We start from the raw sequence: 15,302 nt of genomic DNA on the forward strand, positions 1-15,302 counted from the left end.
TATGGGACGGGTCCGTCGGGTAACCCCGGCGGACCCGTTCCGTTCCCGTTTCTACTTTCCAGGAGGAAGTCATGGCTGATCCCGCACGCGCCGCCAAGCTGGCACAGCGGATAAAGGTGGTTGTTGCTGAGGCCCTCGGACGCCGGGTCAAGGATCCGCGCGTCGAGTCCATCACGGTCACTGACGCCCGCGTCACCAATGACCTTCAGCACGCCACCATCTACTACACCGTTTTCGGTGATGATGTAGCCCAGGCAGATGCCGCCAGGGCATTGGAGAAGGCCAAGGGTGTGCTGCGGCAGGAAGTGGGCCGCAACATCACTGTTCGCCTGACTCCCACCCTTGAGTTCGTGGCTGATCAGATTCCGGTCAATGCCTCCAATCTTGAGGAGCTGCTCCGTGAAGCCAAGCGTCGCGACGCTGAGGTAGCCGCGTTGGCTGCCAGCGCCAAGCACGCAGGCGAAGCAGACCCCTACAAGGGCGATGCTCCGGAGGACATCGACGAGGACGACTTCGACGAAGAGGACACAGACCTCTCCGGCGACAACGAGCTCGACGAAGACTCCAACCGCTAGACCACTCTTCGAGTTTTTGTACAGCTCATGCCCTTAAGAAGCCTTCTTAGGGGCATTTGCTGTACAAAAACTCGTTAGGATCAGAGCATGTCGGCGCACAGTCCCCAGCAACGTGATGAATACCTGAACCTGGCCATCCAGCTGGCCGTGCGTAACGTTTCCGACGGCGGCGGCCCTTTCGGTGCCGTTGTGGTCACCCCGGACGGAACTGTCCATGAGGGAGTGAACCGGGTAACGCTGGACCACGATCCCACGGCACATGCCGAAGTGGTGGCCATACGGCGCGCCGCAGCAGCAACCAAGAGCTTCGACCTGAAGGGTTCCGTTCTCTACACAAGCTGCGAGCCATGCCCGCTCTGCTTGTCCGCCACGCTCTGGGCCAGGATCGGGCGTGTGTATTTCGCGGCCGATCGGCACGGTGCGGCCAGGGCCGGCTTCGACGACGCCGTGTTCTATGAGTACTTTGCCGGCACCCGGCCGGAGCTGCTGCCGGTGGAGCATGCCGAATTGGACACCTCCGATGAGCCGTTTGATGCTTGGCGGAACCACGCGCGCCGCACCGCCTACTGAAGACCCGCTACAACTGGACCTTGGCCGGGAGGCGGGTGACGCCGTCGAGCAGGTCCTGCTGCCCGCCGCACAGGGCAATCCTGATCCATCCCTCGCCAATCGACCCAAACGCAGTGCCCGGCGCGAACGACACGCCCGATTCCGCAAGGAATTTACGCACCCAGGTCCGGACGTCCCCGCCACTCACATGCGAGACGTCGGCCCATAAATAGAACGCTCCTTGAGCTCCCAGGAACCGGATCCCTTTTTCGGTCAGCACCGCCGACGCCGCATCCCGGTTGCTCCGGTAATGGTCGCGAGCCTGCGAAACGTAGTCCTGCGGCCCCGTCAGCGCGGCCAAAGCGGCGTACTGCGAAGGAGACGCGACGCAGGACACGATTGATTCCATCACGTTGTTCATTTTTTGCTCCAAACCCGGAGGACAGATCAGCGCCCCGATCCGGAGGCCAGTCAGTCCGTAGGTCTTGGATAAGGTCAGGGACGTGAAGACCCGGGCTTCGCCGGGGACATCGCTGTCGAAGCGGGCGGGACTCACATGGGGCACATCGAAAGTGAAGGCTTCATAGCACTCGTCCGAGATGATCCAGAGGTCGTGCCGGACTGCCAGTTCCACCAGCTCGCGCGTGGCTTTCTCACTGATCACGGCGCCCAGGGGATTGGACGGGGAGTTCAGCACCATCACGCGGGTCCGTGGCGTGATCAGGGCCTCGATGTCCTCAATGTGCGGCTGGAAGTCGTTCTGTGGATACAACGGATACTGCACAGGCACGGCGTGCAGCAGCCGGCTGGTCATGGCGAAGGTGGGGTAGCCGGGGTTGGGAATCAGGATCTCGTCACCGGGGGAGAGGAGAAGGCTCATGGCAAAGTGCAGTCCCTGCTGGGCGCCGTCCACCACATAGACCCGCTCCGCACCAATAGTGACCTCTTGTTGCTCCCGGAAGCGAGCGGCGAAGGCCTCGCGGAGGGCAGGGATCCCGGCGTTGGGTGTGTAGTTGGTCTCATCCCGGTCCAGGCAGGCAATGCCGGCGTTCAGGACGTGGCGGGGGAGGGCAAAGCCCGGCTCGCCGATGCTGAGGACGATAGCTCCGGGAGTGGACCAGGCAGCTTCGGTGATCTCACGGATCTGGTTCACGGGGACGTCGCGGACGTGTGCGGCAAGCTCAGGCATGGGAGCCATCCTAGCCACCCATATACTGGTAAGCGTGCTTTCTGGACTGGTAATCGTTGACAAACCGCAGGGATGGACCAGCCATGATGTGGTTGGCCGGATGCGGCGGCTGGCCGGCACCCGAAAAGTGGGGCATGCGGGCACGCTGGATCCCATGGCAACCGGTGTGCTGGTGCTGGGCATTAACAAGGCGACGCGTCTTCTGACCTACATCGTGGGCACCTCCAAGACGTATACGGCCACCATCCGGCTGGGCGAAACCACCATCACTGACGACGCCGAGGGCGAGGTCACGGAGGCCCGCAGCGCAGCGGCCATTACCGACGACGCCATAGCTGCCGGCGTCGCTGCCCTCACCGGGCCGATTCAACAGGTTCCGAGCAGCGTGAGTGCCATCAAAGTCAACGGCGAACGCTCCTATGCCCGCGTCCGCTCGGGTGAAGAGGTTAAGCTCGCGGCCCGCCCGGTCACCATCCACCGCTTTGATGTCCACTCCATCACCAGGATCGACGGCGGCAGGGTAGTCGACGTCGAGGTCACCGTGGAGTGCTCCTCCGGAACGTACATCAGGGCGTTGGCCCGGGACCTCGGCGGTGCCTTGGGCGTCGGGGGACACCTCACAGCCTTGCGGAGGACCCAGGTTGGCCCATACTCCCTGGACCAGGCCCGCACGTTGGAGCAGCTGGCAGAAGAGCTTGAGGTTCTGGAGATGTCCTTGGCGGCACGTGCACTCATGCCCAACCGGGAGCTCAGCGAGGACGAAACCACCGAAATTTCCTTCGGCCGCCGCATCGCTGCCGGTCCGGGAGCAGGAACGCCCGACGCCGCCACGGCCGAAAAGCCTGCCGCAGCCTTCGCGCCGTCGGGAGAGCTGGTGGCGTTGCTTGCAGATACAGGCAACTTCGCGAAACCCGTGCTGGTCTTTGCGCCGGGAACCGGGCAGGCAAAGTAACCATGGACGGATACTTTTACGCCATCCTGATCGTCGGATTGGTGTCCACGGTCATGTGCATCGTGGCTGGTTTGATGAAGAAGGCCCCGAACGACCCCACCATCTTTTCCGTACTCGCCGTTGAGCTGGTTCTGGTGGTGTATCTGGTGGGCTCGATCGTCCGGGTGGCCATGGGCGAACAGATGGCCGGTGAAGCCTGGGAGTTCTGGGGCTACCTCATCGTTGCCATGATGATTCCCCTGGGAGCTGTCTATTGGGCCATCCTTGAACGGACCCGCTGGAGCAACTTTGTCCTGGCTGCAGTGGGCGTTACTGCCCTGGTGATGGCCGCCCGCATGAATCAGATCTGGTACTGACCTTGAAGAAAGAACACAACGTGACTGGAACCGAGACCAACCCGGCCAACCGGCAGCCGCAGCGGAAGGACACACGCAACACCGGCCCCGGACGCCTGCTGATCGCGGTCTACGCAATATTTGCGTTGTCGGCCACAGCTCGTGCCGGTTACCAGATCGCCACCAAGTTCGCCGAAGCTCCCTTGGCGCACATCTTGTCGGCGTTCGCCGCCGTCGTCTACATAGTGGCGACTGTCTCGCTTGCCAAGCCGGGCCGCACTTGGTTCAAGGTTTCCCTGGCTGCCGTGCTCACTGAGCTTGTGGGTGTGCTGGTGGTAGGAGCGATCAGCCTCTTTGATCCAATTGCTTTCCCGCATGACACCGTGTGGTCCCTGTTCGGACGTGGATACGGCTTTGTTCCGCTGGTCCTGCCGATCCTGGGCCTTTTGTGGCTCAACAAACGCCGACCGTCCTGAGTCAAACACCCTAGCGGGTAACCTTAGATTGTTCCGGCGCCGGGAGGTTGCCGGGCGGAACGAACATCTGCAGTAAAAGGCGAGGTTGATGGTCCACATCTGGAACGATCCCACTGAAGTCCCCAAGGACTTCGGACCTACTGTCGTTACCATCGGGAACTTTGACGGCGTCCATCGGGGTCATCAGCATGTTCTGTCGCAAGTGACCGACACAGCCAAGCGGCACAACATCCCCTCGGTTGCCGTGACCTTCGATCCCCATCCCGCTCAGGTCCACAGGCCGGATTCTGCTCCTGAGCTGATCATGGGGCTCCGGGACAAACTGGACGCCCTGGGCGACACCGGGGTGGACGCTGTGTTGGTGATGAAGTACACCCTCGACCTCGCCGCCATGACGCCCTTGGAGTTTGTCCGTGAAATCCTGGTTGAGGGACTTCACGCCGCGCACGTCGTTGTTGGTCACGACCTCCGCTTCGGCGCCGGCAATTCCGGCGACGTTCTCACTATGCAGGAACTGGGCGACCAGCTCGGTTTCGGGGTGCAGGTTGTCCATGAATACGGCGCAGGAGGCTTCCCGGTCCATGACGACGGCGATGCCGACCGCCGCTGTTCCTCCACCTGGGTGAGGGAGGCCTTGAGCGAAGGCGATGTAGTTACAGCTGCCGCGGTGTTGGGCCGCCCCCACCGCATGCGCGGTGAAGTGGTGCACGGAGCGGCCCGGGGACGGGATCTCGGCTTTCCGACGGCAAACCTTTCCCATGATTCCACCGGATACGTACCAGCTGACGGCATTTACGCGGGGTGGCTGATCGACCAAGCCGGCACGCGCTGGCCCGCCGCAATCTCCGTTGGTTCGAACCCCACCTTCGACGGCGTCAGCCGGCAGGTGGAAGCGCACGTGATCGACCGCCCCGAAGAGAACGTGGAAGACTTCGACCTCTACGGGCAGAATGTTGCCGTCGAATTTACGCAGCGCCTGCGCGGCATGGTGGCCTACCGTGGGCCGGAGGCTTTGGTCGAACAAATGTGCCTCGACGTAGCCCAGGCGCACGAACTGTTGACCCGGCGCCAGGGGCATTTCGACAACACTGCTGACGTGCCGGTAAACTGATCAGTGGATCCGGCTGCAGTCCGTGGCGGCTGGACCTGTTTTTGTGTGCGGCAACGTACCAGGGACAACCCGTCAGCGAGGCGCTGTTGCGGGAGGCACGGCACAACTCTAGGAGTTCACGTGGCACTTGACGCCGCTGTAAAGCAGTCCATCATCAAGGAATACGCAACCACTGAAGGCGACACCGGTTCACCCGAGGTCCAGGTTGCAGTCCTGACTCAGCGGATCAAAGATCTGACTGAGCACATGAAGGAGCACAAGCACGACTTCCACACCCAGCGCGGTCTGCTGGCCATGGTTGGTCGTCGCAAGCGCATGCTTACCTACCTGAAGAACACTGACATCGCCCGCTACCGTGCGCTCATCGAGCGTCTCGGCCTGCGCCGCTAGTCTGACTTAGGGGCGGCCCGGTCCCCAGCGGAACGGGCCGCCTTTTTCACCAACAACTAAAAACAGGAATCAACCGCATCGCGCATTCGCGGTCCTCGGTAGTGATTCCCGGGAACATCATCTGTGACGATGCCAACGCCCGTGGATCTCGATCGATGACCGGGTGTAGTACAGGCCAGGAAAAAAGAAGAGGCCTGGGTTGATGCGGCGGACTTCCGCTAACAGAAACGGAGGTGACTCTCTATGGAGGGTCCCGAAATCCAGTTCTCCGAAGCCATTATCGACAACGGCCGTTTTGGCAAGCGCGTCATTCGCTTCGAAACCGGCCGCCTTGCCAAGCAGGCAGCTGGCGCCTCGATGGTCTACATCGACGAAGACACCGCACTGCTCTCGGCAACCACGGCAGGCAAGCAGCCGCGCGAAGGTTTCGACTTCTTCCCGCTGACGGTTGACGTCGAGGAGCGCATGTACGCTGCCGGCCGTATCCCGGGCTCGTTCTTCCGCCGCGAAGGACGCCCGTCCACCGAAGCCATCCTGGCTTGCCGCCTCATGGACCGCCCGCTGCGCCCCGCCTTCGTGAAGGGCCTGCGCAACGAGGTCCAGATCGTGGTGACCGTTCTGGCCATCAACCCCGATGAGCTCTACGACGTCGTCGCCATCAACGCGTCCTCGATGTCCACGCAGCTTTCCGGCCTCCCGTTCTCCGGCCCGATCGGTGGCGTCCGCGTCGCCCTCATCGCCGACGAACAGGGTTCGCAGTGGGTCGCTTTCCCCAAGCACTCCCAGCTCGAGAACGCCGTGTTCAACATGGTTGTTGCCGGCCGCATTGCAGGTGACGACGTCGCCATCATGATGGTTGAAGCCGAAGCCACGGACAACTCCTGGAACCTCATCAAGGAACAGGGCGCAACCGCTCCTACCGAAGAGGTTGTTTCCGAGGGCCTCGAGGCTGCCAAGCCGTTCATCAAGGCACTCTGTGAAGCACAGGCTGACCTGGCAGCACGCGCTGCCAAGCCCACGATTGAGTTCCCGGTCTTCCTGGATTACCAGGACGACGTCTACGCCGCTGTTGAAGCCGCTGCTGCCGACAAGCTGGCCGCTGTCTTCCAGATCGCTGACAAGCAGGACCGCGACAACGCCTCGGACGAGCTCAAGGACGAAGTCCTGGGTGCACTTGCCGGCCAGTTCGAGGGCCGCGAGAAAGAACTGTCCGCAGCTTTCCGCTCGGTCACCAAGCACGTTGTGCGCCAGCGAATCCTCAAGGACCAGGTCCGCATCGACGGCCGTGGCCTGACGGACATCCGCCAGCTGACTGCCGAGGTAGAGGTTCTGCCCCGCGTTCACGGTTCTGCAATCTTCGAGCGCGGCGAAACCCAGATCATGGGCGTCACCACGTTGAACATGCTCAAGATGGAGCAGCAGATCGACTCGTTGTCGCCGGTAACGCGCAAGCGCTACATGCACAACTACAACTTCCCGCCTTACTCCACCGGTGAAACCGGCCGCGTCGGTTCCCCGAAGCGCCGCGAAATCGGCCACGGTGCCCTGGCAGAGCGCGCTCTGGTGCCGGTTCTGCCCACCCGTGAAGAGTTCCCCTACGCGATCCGCCAGGTATCCGAGGCCCTCGGTTCCAACGGTTCGACCTCCATGGGTTCCGTCTGTGCTTCCACACTCTCCATGCTTAACGCAGGTGTGCCGCTGAAGGCAGCTGTTGCCGGTATCGCCATGGGCCTGGTTTCCGACCAGGTTGACGGCCAGACCCGCTACGCAGCCCTGACGGACATCCTCGGCGCCGAAGACGCTTTCGGTGACATGGACTTCAAGGTGGCAGGTACTTCCGAGTTCGTCACAGCTATCCAGCTGGACACCAAGCTCGACGGCATCCCCGCTTCCGTGCTGGCAGCAGCACTGAAGCAGGCCCGCGAAGCCCGCCTCCACATCCTCGAGGTCATCAACGCAGCGATCGACACCCCGGACGAGCTCTCCGAGTTCGCGCCGCGCGTTATCGCCGTCAAGATCCCCGTGGACAAGATCGGCGAGGTCATCGGCCCCAAGGGCAAGATGATCAACCAGATCCAGGAAGACACGGGCGCGGACATCTCAATCGAGGATGACGGCACTGTCTACATCGGCGCCACCAACGGACCGTCTGCCGACGCAGCACGCTCCGCCATCAACGCCATCGCCAACCCGCAGGTACCGGAAATCGGTGAGCGCTACCTGGGTACGGTCGTCAAGACCACCACCTTCGGCGCTTTCGTTTCCCTCACCCCGGGCAAGGACGGCCTGCTGCACATCTCCGAGCTCCGCAAGCTGGCCAATGGCAAGCGCGTGGACAACGTGGATGACGTCGTCTCCGTGGGCCAGAAGGTCCAGGTCGAGATCACCAAGATCGATGACCGCGGAAAGCTTTCCCTCTCCCCGGTTGTTGCCGAGGAAGAAGGAGCAGCCTCAGAGGACGCTCCGGCCGAGGCCGCTGAAGAGTCCGCAGAGTAGTCTGTAAGCAGTACACCCGGCAGGGCCGGTGGGCTTGAAAAAGCTCCACCGGCCCTTCCGGCCTTAACCTGAAAGGCCTTAATGACTGTCGTACCCTTGCCACTGGAACAGACCCTTCCCGGCGGCGAATTGATCCATGGTGCCGAGGGCGGTTCCGTCGTGCGGCGCTCGGTCCTGCCCGGCGGCGTGCGCGTCCTCACCGAGGCAATGCCCGGTCAGCGTTCGGCCACCATAGGGTTCTGGGTGGCAGTGGGTTCGCGTGATGAAGCGGACGGCCAGCATGGTTCCACACACTTTCTTGAGCACCTGTTGTTCAAGGGCACCAAACGGCGCACAGCCTTGGAAATCGCGTCCGCCTTCGACGAGGTGGGCGGTGAATCCAACGCGGCCACAGCCAAGGAAAGCACCTGCTACTTCGCCAGGGTCCTGGATACAGACCTCCCCATGGCCATCGACGTCATCGCGGACATGATCACCGGTGCGGTCTTGGATCCTGCCGAATTGGAGCAGGAACGCGACGTCATCCTTGAGGAGATCGCCATGGACAGCGACGACCCCACGGACGTCGCCCATGAGAAGTTCGTGGCCGCTGTCCTGGGCAACCACGCGCTGGCACGGCCTATCGGGGGAACGCCGGATGCTATTAGAGCCGTGGCAAGGGATTCGGTGTGGGCGCACTACCAGCGCTACTACCGACCGGAGGAACTGGTCATCACCGCAGCCGGCGGACTGGATCACGACGTCGTCTGCCAGCTGGTTGTGGATGCCCTGACAGCTGCTGGATGGCAGCTGGACGCCGACGCCGCGCCGGTAGACCGCCGGGGCACGAACCGTGCCGTCATCACGGGCACGGCCGGACTGCACGTAGTAAAGCGTCCTGTGGAGCAAGCCAACATCATCATGGGTTGCCCAACGATCGTTGCCACCGATGACCGCCGGTTTGTCATGAGCGTGCTCAATGCCGTACTGGGCGGAGGCATGTCCTCACGCCTGTTCCAGGAAATTCGTGAAAAGCGCGGCCTGGTGTACTCCACCTACTCTTTCACTGCCGCGTATGCGGACGCTGGCTACTTCGGAATGTATGCCGGCTGCACGCCTTCCAAGGTCCGCCAGGTGTTGGAACTCCTGGGCCTTGAGCTGGACAAGCTCGCCAAGGAAGGTATCACCGAAGAAGAGCTCCGGAAGGCTGTGGGGCAGCTTAGCGGCGGGATTGTCCTCGCGCTCGAAGACACGGGCTCCCGGATGTCGCGTCTTGGCCGGGCGGAATTGGTGTCCGGGGAGTTCCAGGACATCGACGAGACCCTGGCACGCATCAAGGCCGTCACCGTAGAGGATGTCCAGGACCTCGCCCGTGAACTCGCAGCGGCGCCCCGGACCATCACTGTTGTTGGTCCTTTTGAGGAAACCGAAACTTTCGGGCTCTAGGTTCCCGTCCGGAACCTCTGGACTCCCGCACTGTAAACAGGGCAGCATGATCACACGATGATGCTGCCCTGACTACTTTGGAGCCCTGATGGATGCGCCCTCAAGCGGCCAAGCCGCGGAGATGCTGCGGGATTTCCTTGGTCATTGGCGCGGCATTACGGAGATCGCAGCGTCTCCTTGGGGAACTGCTCGGACTGCAGAAGCCGAGGCGGTGTTTACCAAGGCTGCGGGCGGATATGCCGTGGTTCAGAGCTATAGGCACCGCGAAGCCGACGGCACGCATTTCGAAGGTCATGGCATGTTCACTGTTGACCGGGACCACGGCGACACGCTGTGGTACTACGTGGACAGCATGGGACGGCCACCGGCGAGCCCGGTCCGTGGGACATGGAATGCAGGCACGTTGACCCTGGACCGGCGGACAGCCGACGGCGTAGCCCGGCACACATTCCGCGTGGACGATGGCGTCCTGGTACACACCGCAGACTTGAGGCTTGAAGGATCCGCTGAGTTCAGCCCGTTGTTGAAGAGCGTGTTCCGGAAAGCGTGAACCCGCGCAGCGCTGGCGCCCTGTGCGGTCCTAGCCTCCGGCGAACGGCGGCAATACGTCGATGACGTCGTCGCTTCCCAAGGGAGCTGTACGGTCGCGGACGGCCACCTCGTTGCGAAGGAAACTGCTGCGTGCCACGATCCTGGCGAGCGGCGGCGTGCCTTCGGGGGGAAGCGGACGTTCGACGGCGAGGGCAGCTTCCAGCAGCGCCTCCAGGCTGGTTCCTTCCGGGAGGGAGTGAAGTTCTTCTTCCACCCCGGCGGCCGCGCGTGCGGCAGCGAAGTAACGGACAAGCAAAGGTTCAGCCTCCGATTGCGCTCATGCTGCGGTCCGGCTGGACGAAGTCCGCTGCGCCGAGACCTGTGTGGTCCATGCCGTGGGCTTTGGGTTTGACCCACATGGCGTCCTGCCACCGCGACGCCAATTGGTCATCCGTGGCACCTTCACGAAGGAGGCCCAACAGGTCGAATTCTTCGCGGGAGAAAAGACAGCTCATGATCTTGCCCTCCGCGGTGATGCGGGTACGGCGGCAGTCGGAGCAGAACGGCTCAGTGACTGATGCGATGATGCCGACTGTACCGAGGACCGGCCCTGTGGCGACGCCCGTTGCCGCGTCCCGGCGTCGTACTTCAAACCGTTCGGCCGGTGCGCCGTCCCGCTCGCGGGGGTCGTTGTCCAGCACGAAGTCTCGGGAGAGCAGTCCACGAATCTCGGCGGCCGTGATCATGTTGCGTCGGGTCCAGCCGTGGTCCGCGTCCAAGGGCATTTGTTCGATGAAGCGGAGTTCGTAGCCGCGGCCCAGGGCCCATTCCAGAAGATCCGGCGACTCGGCGTCGTTGATGCCGCGCATCAGCACAGCGTTCAGTTTTACCGGGCCCAACCCGGCCGCCCAAGCGGCATCCACGCCGGCCAGGACGCGATCCAGGAAGGGGCGACGGGTAAGTTTGGTGAAGGTCTCCTCATGGAGGGAATCGAGCGAGACATTGATGCGGGTAAGGCCCGCGGCTTTCAGTGCTGCGGCCTTCTTATCCAGTCCCACGCCATTGGTGGTCATGGAGATGGGGAGGTCCGGGTGGTCCGCGCGGATGCCGGCAATGATGTCCACCAAGTCGGCGCGGACCAGGGGCTCGCCACCAGTCAGGCGGAGTTCCCGCACGCCCAGGGCGTTGACGCCGACACGGACGATTCGGACTATCTCGTCCCTGGTCATCACTGCCTGTTTCGAGAGCCATTCCAGTCCCTCGGCAGGCATGCAGTAGGTGCAGCGCAGGTTGCACTTGTCCGTCAAGGAAAGGCGCATATCCGTTGCGCGGCGGCCATAACGATCCCACAGCCCGGTGGGCGTGCCGGCTGGACGTGGTGGCGGAACTGCAACGCCGCTTTCCGGGCTGCCTGCCGCGCCGCCCGGAGGGGGCACCGGCATGCCTAGCTGAACACTCATAAATTCAGGCTACGCCACCGTGGCTGGATCAGTGACACCCGTTACAGTCGCAGAGTCCTTTACCCACACAGTTCTTACGGATTCCAAACGCTTGTGCACTTTGGGCCAGGAACGCGTGCCGGCCACCGTCAGCAAACCTATGCTGAAAGCGTGACCACAAATGCGGCATCAGCAGCGGAGCCGGGGAATCGTCGGATCCTCCTGGTGGAGGATGAACAGACCATTGCCGACGTCGTACGTGACTACCTGCTCAAAGCCGGTTTCCAGGTGGACATGGCGGGGGATGGTTTCACCGCACTCGACCTTGCGGCCACGCGGCAACCCGATCTTGTCATCCTGGATCGTATGCTGCCAGGACTGGACGGCGTGGAGGTGTGCCGCCGGCTTCGTCTAAGCATGAGCGTTCCCGTCATCATGGTCACAGCCTTGGGAACCGAAGATGACCGGATTTTGGGCCTGGAGATGGGCGCGGATGACTACGTCACCAAACCCTTTTCCCCGCGTGAACTGGTCCTCCGGGTGAAGTCGGTACTGCGCCGGAGTATCAAGGAGTTCACTCCGGAACCGCCGGTGGAAGCCGCAGGACTGGAACTGGATCCTGCCTCCCGGACCGTGACGCACCACGGAGTTCCGCTGGCTCTGACGGTCCGTGAATTCGACCTCCTGGCTTTCCTGATGCGAAGGCCCAACCAGGTCTTCAGCCGGGAAGAACTCATCAAGGCCGTATGGGGCTGGGACTTCGGTGATCTGTCTACCGTCACCGTTCACGTCCGGCGCCTACGGGAGAAGATAGAAGCCAACCCCACCAAACCCGAACTGCTTAAGACAGTTTGGGGCGTTGGCTACCGCTTCGATGGCAAGCGGTCTGAGACCGAAACTGTGCGGCCCGACGTGTCAGGGCCCGACGTGTCGGGGCCCAACGTTTCAGGGGGTGACCATGGAAGGCAGTGAGCTGTGGATCATCCTGGCATGGGTCCTGTTCTGGGCTGTGGTCATTGGGACCGCCACGTGGGCGCTTCTCAGGCTGCTCCGCCGGGCCTCGGTACTCGCCCAGATCTGCCTGGTGGTGGTTGCCACTGTAGCTGTGCTGGTGGCAGGAATGGTCAGTGCCTTCAACGCGATGTTCATTTCCGCGCGGGACCTTGAGGTCATGTGGTACATCCTGGCCACTGCCTCAGCCGTCGCCGTGGCTCTGTCTCTGATGCTCGGTGCCGGCGTCTCACGCAATGCGGCCCACCTTGTTGACGCTGCCCGACGCCTTGGTCGTGGCGAAACACTGGAACATACCGTGGCCGAGGGTCGGGGGAGCGCTCCCGCCATGACATCCGAACTCGCCGAATTGGCCCAGGAACTTGAGGCCAGCAGCCGCAGCCTGGTCGAATCGCGGGAACGCGAAGCTGCTATTGAGGCCGCCCGCCGGGAGCTGGTGTCATGGATATCCCATGACCTCCGTACACCATTGGCCAGCATGCGCGCCATGACCGAGGCCCTTGAAGACGGTATGGCATCAGATGTGCAGGGCTATTACCGGAAGATCATCGGGCAGACAGAGCAGATGACGGCCATGGTCAACGACCTCCTGGAGCTGTCCAAGATTCAGGCCGGCACCCTCCGCCTGCGTGCCGAACCGCTGGACTTGTACGACCTCGTCAGCGACGCGATCTCTGACCTGGCGCCGCTAGCCGCCAGGAAAGGCATCAGGCTCGACGGCGGCGGTGACCGTGAGTGCATGGCCGTCGCCGACGGACCAAGCCTCGCCCGGGCCGTGCGGAACATACTTCTCAACGCCATCATCTACAGCGAACCCGGCAGCGACGTCCACATCAGCGTCGGCGGCGAACGCGTTGGAGGTTCCGGCGGGAACGCCGTGATCGCTGTGGAGGACCAGTGCGGCGGCATCCCGGACGAGGACCTTCCGCACCTGTTCGAAACGGGATGGCAGAAAGACCCCGCCCGTCGCACTACGGAAGAGATGCAAGGCAGCTACAGCGGGGCAGGCATCGGCCTGAGCATGGTGGCTGGCATCGTCAAGGCGCATGGGGGAGCGGTCACCGTGGATAACGTCGACGGCGGTTGCCGCTTTGCGCTGTCACTTCCGGCCAAGGCACCCTCATCGGAATCGCGGATGCCGTCCATGACATCAATGACTCCCACCCATCAACCCATCGCCAGAGAACACCGCCATGGAGGCATCTCATGAGTACGCTCGCACCCGGTACCACCCAGCAGCGAGGCACCATGGGCAGGCCCGCGCTGTGGGCGGCAGCCGCCGGCGTAGCAGCCGGCGCCGCGGGGATCGCGGCGGGCGAACTGGCTGCCGGTCTCCTGAGCCCCCTGGTATCGCCTGTTACAGCCCTCGGTGGTGCGGTGATCGATGCCGTACCGCCCGGGGTCAAGGATCTGGCGGTGCAGTTGTTCGGTACTGCAGACAAGATCGTGCTGGTGGCCTGCATTGTGAGCGTCGCAGGAATTCTGGCGGCGCTTGCTGGCATCCTGGAACGTCGCCGCACCGGCTGGGGCCTGGCACTGGCTGGACTGGCGGGCGCAGCCGGACTGACCGCCGTCGTGACCCGAGCCCAAGCGAGCCCCCAAGCGGCCCTTGCACCGATCGTTGCCGCCATTGTCACCATGCTGCTGCTGCGAACGCTCATACGTCGGCTCGCAACCTGGGCTCCCTCCGAAGAAACCCCCGGCCGTGAGGAGGCACCACTGGCTCGGCGGAGCTTTCTGAACGCCTTGGCTGGAACCTCACTCGCCGCCGTCGTGGCCGGAACAGTGACCACTGTCCTCACCAGGGCTACAGCAGTGGCGTCAGGTTTCCGCGGTTCCATGACGCTCCCGGAACCCGCCACGCCGGCGCAAGCCATTCCTGCAGGTGCGTCCCTTCCCGTGGATGGCATCAGCCCCCTGGTCACCCCGAACGCGGATTTCTACAGGATCGACACCGCCTTGACGGTGCCGGCCATCGATCCTCCTGCCTGGAAACTGAAGGTCACCGGAATGGTGGAACGCGAAGTTGAAATGGACTTCGCCACCCTCCTGGCCAAGCCCATGACAGAACGCCACATCACCATCGCCTGCGTGTCAAACAATGTAGGTGGCGACCTCATCGGCAATGCCCTCTGGCTGGGCTGGCCCGTACGGGAACTCCTGGCCATGGCAGGACCCAAGGCCGGCGCGGACATGGTCCTCTCCACCAGTAACGACGGCTGGACGGCCAGCACTCCCTTGGAGGCCCTCACAGATGACCGTGACGCGCTCCTGGCCGTAGGCATGAACGGAGAGCCGCTCCCGCTGGAACACGGATTCCCCGTGCGGATGATCGTGCCGGGACTTTATGGCTTCGTCTCGGCCACCAAATGGCTCACTGAACTCAAGGTCACACGCTTCGCCGACGACACCGCGTACTGGACGCCCCGTGGTTGGAGCGATCGAGGTCCCATCAAGACGCAATCGCGCATCGATGTACCCCGCAGCGGCCGGAGCGTCCAAGCAGGCAAGGTGCAGTTCGGCGGCGTAGCCTGGGCCCAGCACAGGGGAGTCAACCGCGTAGAGCTCCGCGTCAACCGCGGACCATGGCAGCAGGCAGCGCTGGCCAGCCCGATCTCCTCAGACACCTGGTATCAGTGGCAGTTGGGCCTCGATCTCACGCCAGGGGACTACGAAGTGCAGGTCCGGGCAACCGATTCCACCGGTGTTCCTCAGACTGAAGACAAAGCGCCGGTAGCCCCGGATGGTGCCACCGGCTATCACACCATCAACGTCAAAGTGGGCTGAGGCCCTAGTCTGGGTACGTCCGGAGGTTTCGCCGGA

General features: G+C 63.0%; 16 protein-coding genes. 13 read left to right on the top strand and 3 right to left on the bottom strand.

All coding sequences use genetic code 11. From position 1 onward, the window contains the following. Positions 1 to 71: 71 nt before the first annotated feature. Positions 72 to 575, top strand: a complete 504-nt coding sequence (gene rbfA / locus ACZ5J0_RS07010; protein WP_024820333.1) for a 30S ribosome-binding factor RbfA — start codon at positions 72 to 74, stop codon at positions 573 to 575. A gap of 87 nt (positions 576 to 662) precedes the next feature. Then, a complete protein-coding gene (locus ACZ5J0_RS07015) occupies positions 663 to 1,145 on the top strand; it encodes a nucleoside deaminase (RefSeq protein ID WP_464094479.1) in 483 nt (160 codons plus the stop codon). A gap of 7 nt (positions 1,146 to 1,152) precedes the next feature. On the opposite strand, the gene ACZ5J0_RS07020 is transcribed toward ACZ5J0_RS07015, so the two are convergent. Continuing rightward, the gene (locus ACZ5J0_RS07020) at positions 1,153 to 2,313 is read right to left on the bottom strand and encodes a pyridoxal phosphate-dependent aminotransferase (RefSeq protein ID WP_250819901.1); all 1,161 of its coding nucleotides are present in this window, start codon (positions 2,311 to 2,313) and stop codon (positions 1,153 to 1,155) included. Between the two features lie 34 nt (positions 2,314 to 2,347). Between ACZ5J0_RS07020 and truB the strand changes: the two genes are divergently transcribed. The 8 genes from truB to ACZ5J0_RS07060 all read left to right on the top strand — a co-directional run bounded on the left by truB (position 2,348) and on the right by ACZ5J0_RS07060 (position 10,048). Next, a complete protein-coding gene (truB, locus tag ACZ5J0_RS07025; RefSeq protein WP_223942221.1) occupies positions 2,348 to 3,265 on the top strand; it encodes a tRNA pseudouridine(55) synthase TruB in 918 nt (305 codons plus the stop codon). Positions 3,266 to 3,267: 2 nt separating this feature from the next. Further along, entirely contained in the window at positions 3,268 to 3,621 is a 354-nt protein-coding gene (locus ACZ5J0_RS07030) for a hypothetical protein (RefSeq protein ID WP_142939655.1), read from the top strand. A gap of 20 nt (positions 3,622 to 3,641) precedes the next feature. After that, entirely contained in the window at positions 3,642 to 4,076 is a 435-nt protein-coding gene (locus ACZ5J0_RS07035) for a hypothetical protein (protein ID WP_223942222.1), read from the top strand. Between the two features lie 88 nt (positions 4,077 to 4,164). Further along, a complete protein-coding gene (locus ACZ5J0_RS07040; RefSeq protein ID WP_142939653.1) occupies positions 4,165 to 5,187 on the top strand; it encodes a bifunctional riboflavin kinase/FAD synthetase in 1,023 nt (340 codons plus the stop codon). Between the two features lie 120 nt (positions 5,188 to 5,307). Next, positions 5,308 to 5,577 carry a 30S ribosomal protein S15 gene (gene rpsO, locus ACZ5J0_RS07045; RefSeq protein WP_142939652.1) on the top strand — a complete coding sequence of 90 codons (270 nt, stop codon included), beginning with the start codon at positions 5,308 to 5,310 and terminating at the stop codon, positions 5,575 to 5,577. Positions 5,578 to 5,820: 243 nt separating this feature from the next. Then, the gene (locus tag ACZ5J0_RS07050) at positions 5,821 to 8,073 is read left to right on the top strand and encodes a polyribonucleotide nucleotidyltransferase (RefSeq protein ID WP_464094480.1); all 2,253 of its coding nucleotides are present in this window, start codon (positions 5,821 to 5,823) and stop codon (positions 8,071 to 8,073) included. 81 nt (positions 8,074 to 8,154) lie between these two features. Then, positions 8,155 to 9,498 (top strand): M16 family metallopeptidase, encoded by a 1,344-nt coding sequence (locus tag ACZ5J0_RS07055; RefSeq protein ID WP_250819902.1) that lies wholly within the window; start codon positions 8,155 to 8,157, stop codon positions 9,496 to 9,498. A gap of 88 nt (positions 9,499 to 9,586) precedes the next feature. Further along, positions 9,587 to 10,048 carry a DUF1579 family protein gene (locus ACZ5J0_RS07060; protein ID WP_142939650.1) on the top strand — a complete coding sequence of 154 codons (462 nt, stop codon included), beginning with the start codon at positions 9,587 to 9,589 and terminating at the stop codon, positions 10,046 to 10,048. 30 nt (positions 10,049 to 10,078) lie between these two features. Here ACZ5J0_RS07060 and ACZ5J0_RS07065 read toward each other — a convergent pair whose 3' ends face one another. After that, positions 10,079 to 10,345 carry a MoaD/ThiS family protein gene (locus tag ACZ5J0_RS07065; RefSeq protein WP_142939649.1) on the bottom strand — a complete coding sequence of 89 codons (267 nt, stop codon included), beginning with the start codon at positions 10,343 to 10,345 and terminating at the stop codon, positions 10,079 to 10,081. A gap of 4 nt (positions 10,346 to 10,349) precedes the next feature. Beyond that, entirely contained in the window at positions 10,350 to 11,489 is a 1,140-nt protein-coding gene (moaA, locus tag ACZ5J0_RS07070; RefSeq protein ID WP_223942225.1) for a GTP 3',8-cyclase MoaA, read from the bottom strand. Positions 11,490 to 11,639: 150 nt separating this feature from the next. On the opposite strand from moaA, the gene ACZ5J0_RS07075 reads away from it, so the two are divergent. Genes ACZ5J0_RS07075 through ACZ5J0_RS07085 form a run of 3 tightly spaced genes read left to right on the top strand, consistent with a single transcriptional unit; the run spans position 11,640 to position 15,266 of the window. Further along, the gene (locus tag ACZ5J0_RS07075) at positions 11,640 to 12,440 is read left to right on the top strand and encodes a response regulator (protein ID WP_166842824.1); all 801 of its coding nucleotides are present in this window, start codon (positions 11,640 to 11,642) and stop codon (positions 12,438 to 12,440) included. Next, a complete protein-coding gene (locus tag ACZ5J0_RS07080; protein ID WP_464094481.1) occupies positions 12,427 to 13,689 on the top strand; it encodes a sensor histidine kinase in 1,263 nt (420 codons plus the stop codon). Before ACZ5J0_RS07075 ends, ACZ5J0_RS07080 begins: the two co-directional genes overlap by 14 nt. After that, entirely contained in the window at positions 13,686 to 15,266 is a 1,581-nt protein-coding gene (locus ACZ5J0_RS07085) for a molybdopterin-dependent oxidoreductase (RefSeq protein ID WP_223942228.1), read from the top strand. The genes ACZ5J0_RS07080 and ACZ5J0_RS07085 overlap by 4 nt, the downstream gene beginning before the upstream one ends. The last annotated feature ends 36 nt before the right edge of the window (positions 15,267 to 15,302 follow it).

The sequence above is a fragment of the Arthrobacter sp. DualSoilB13 genome (assembly GCF_055389195.1).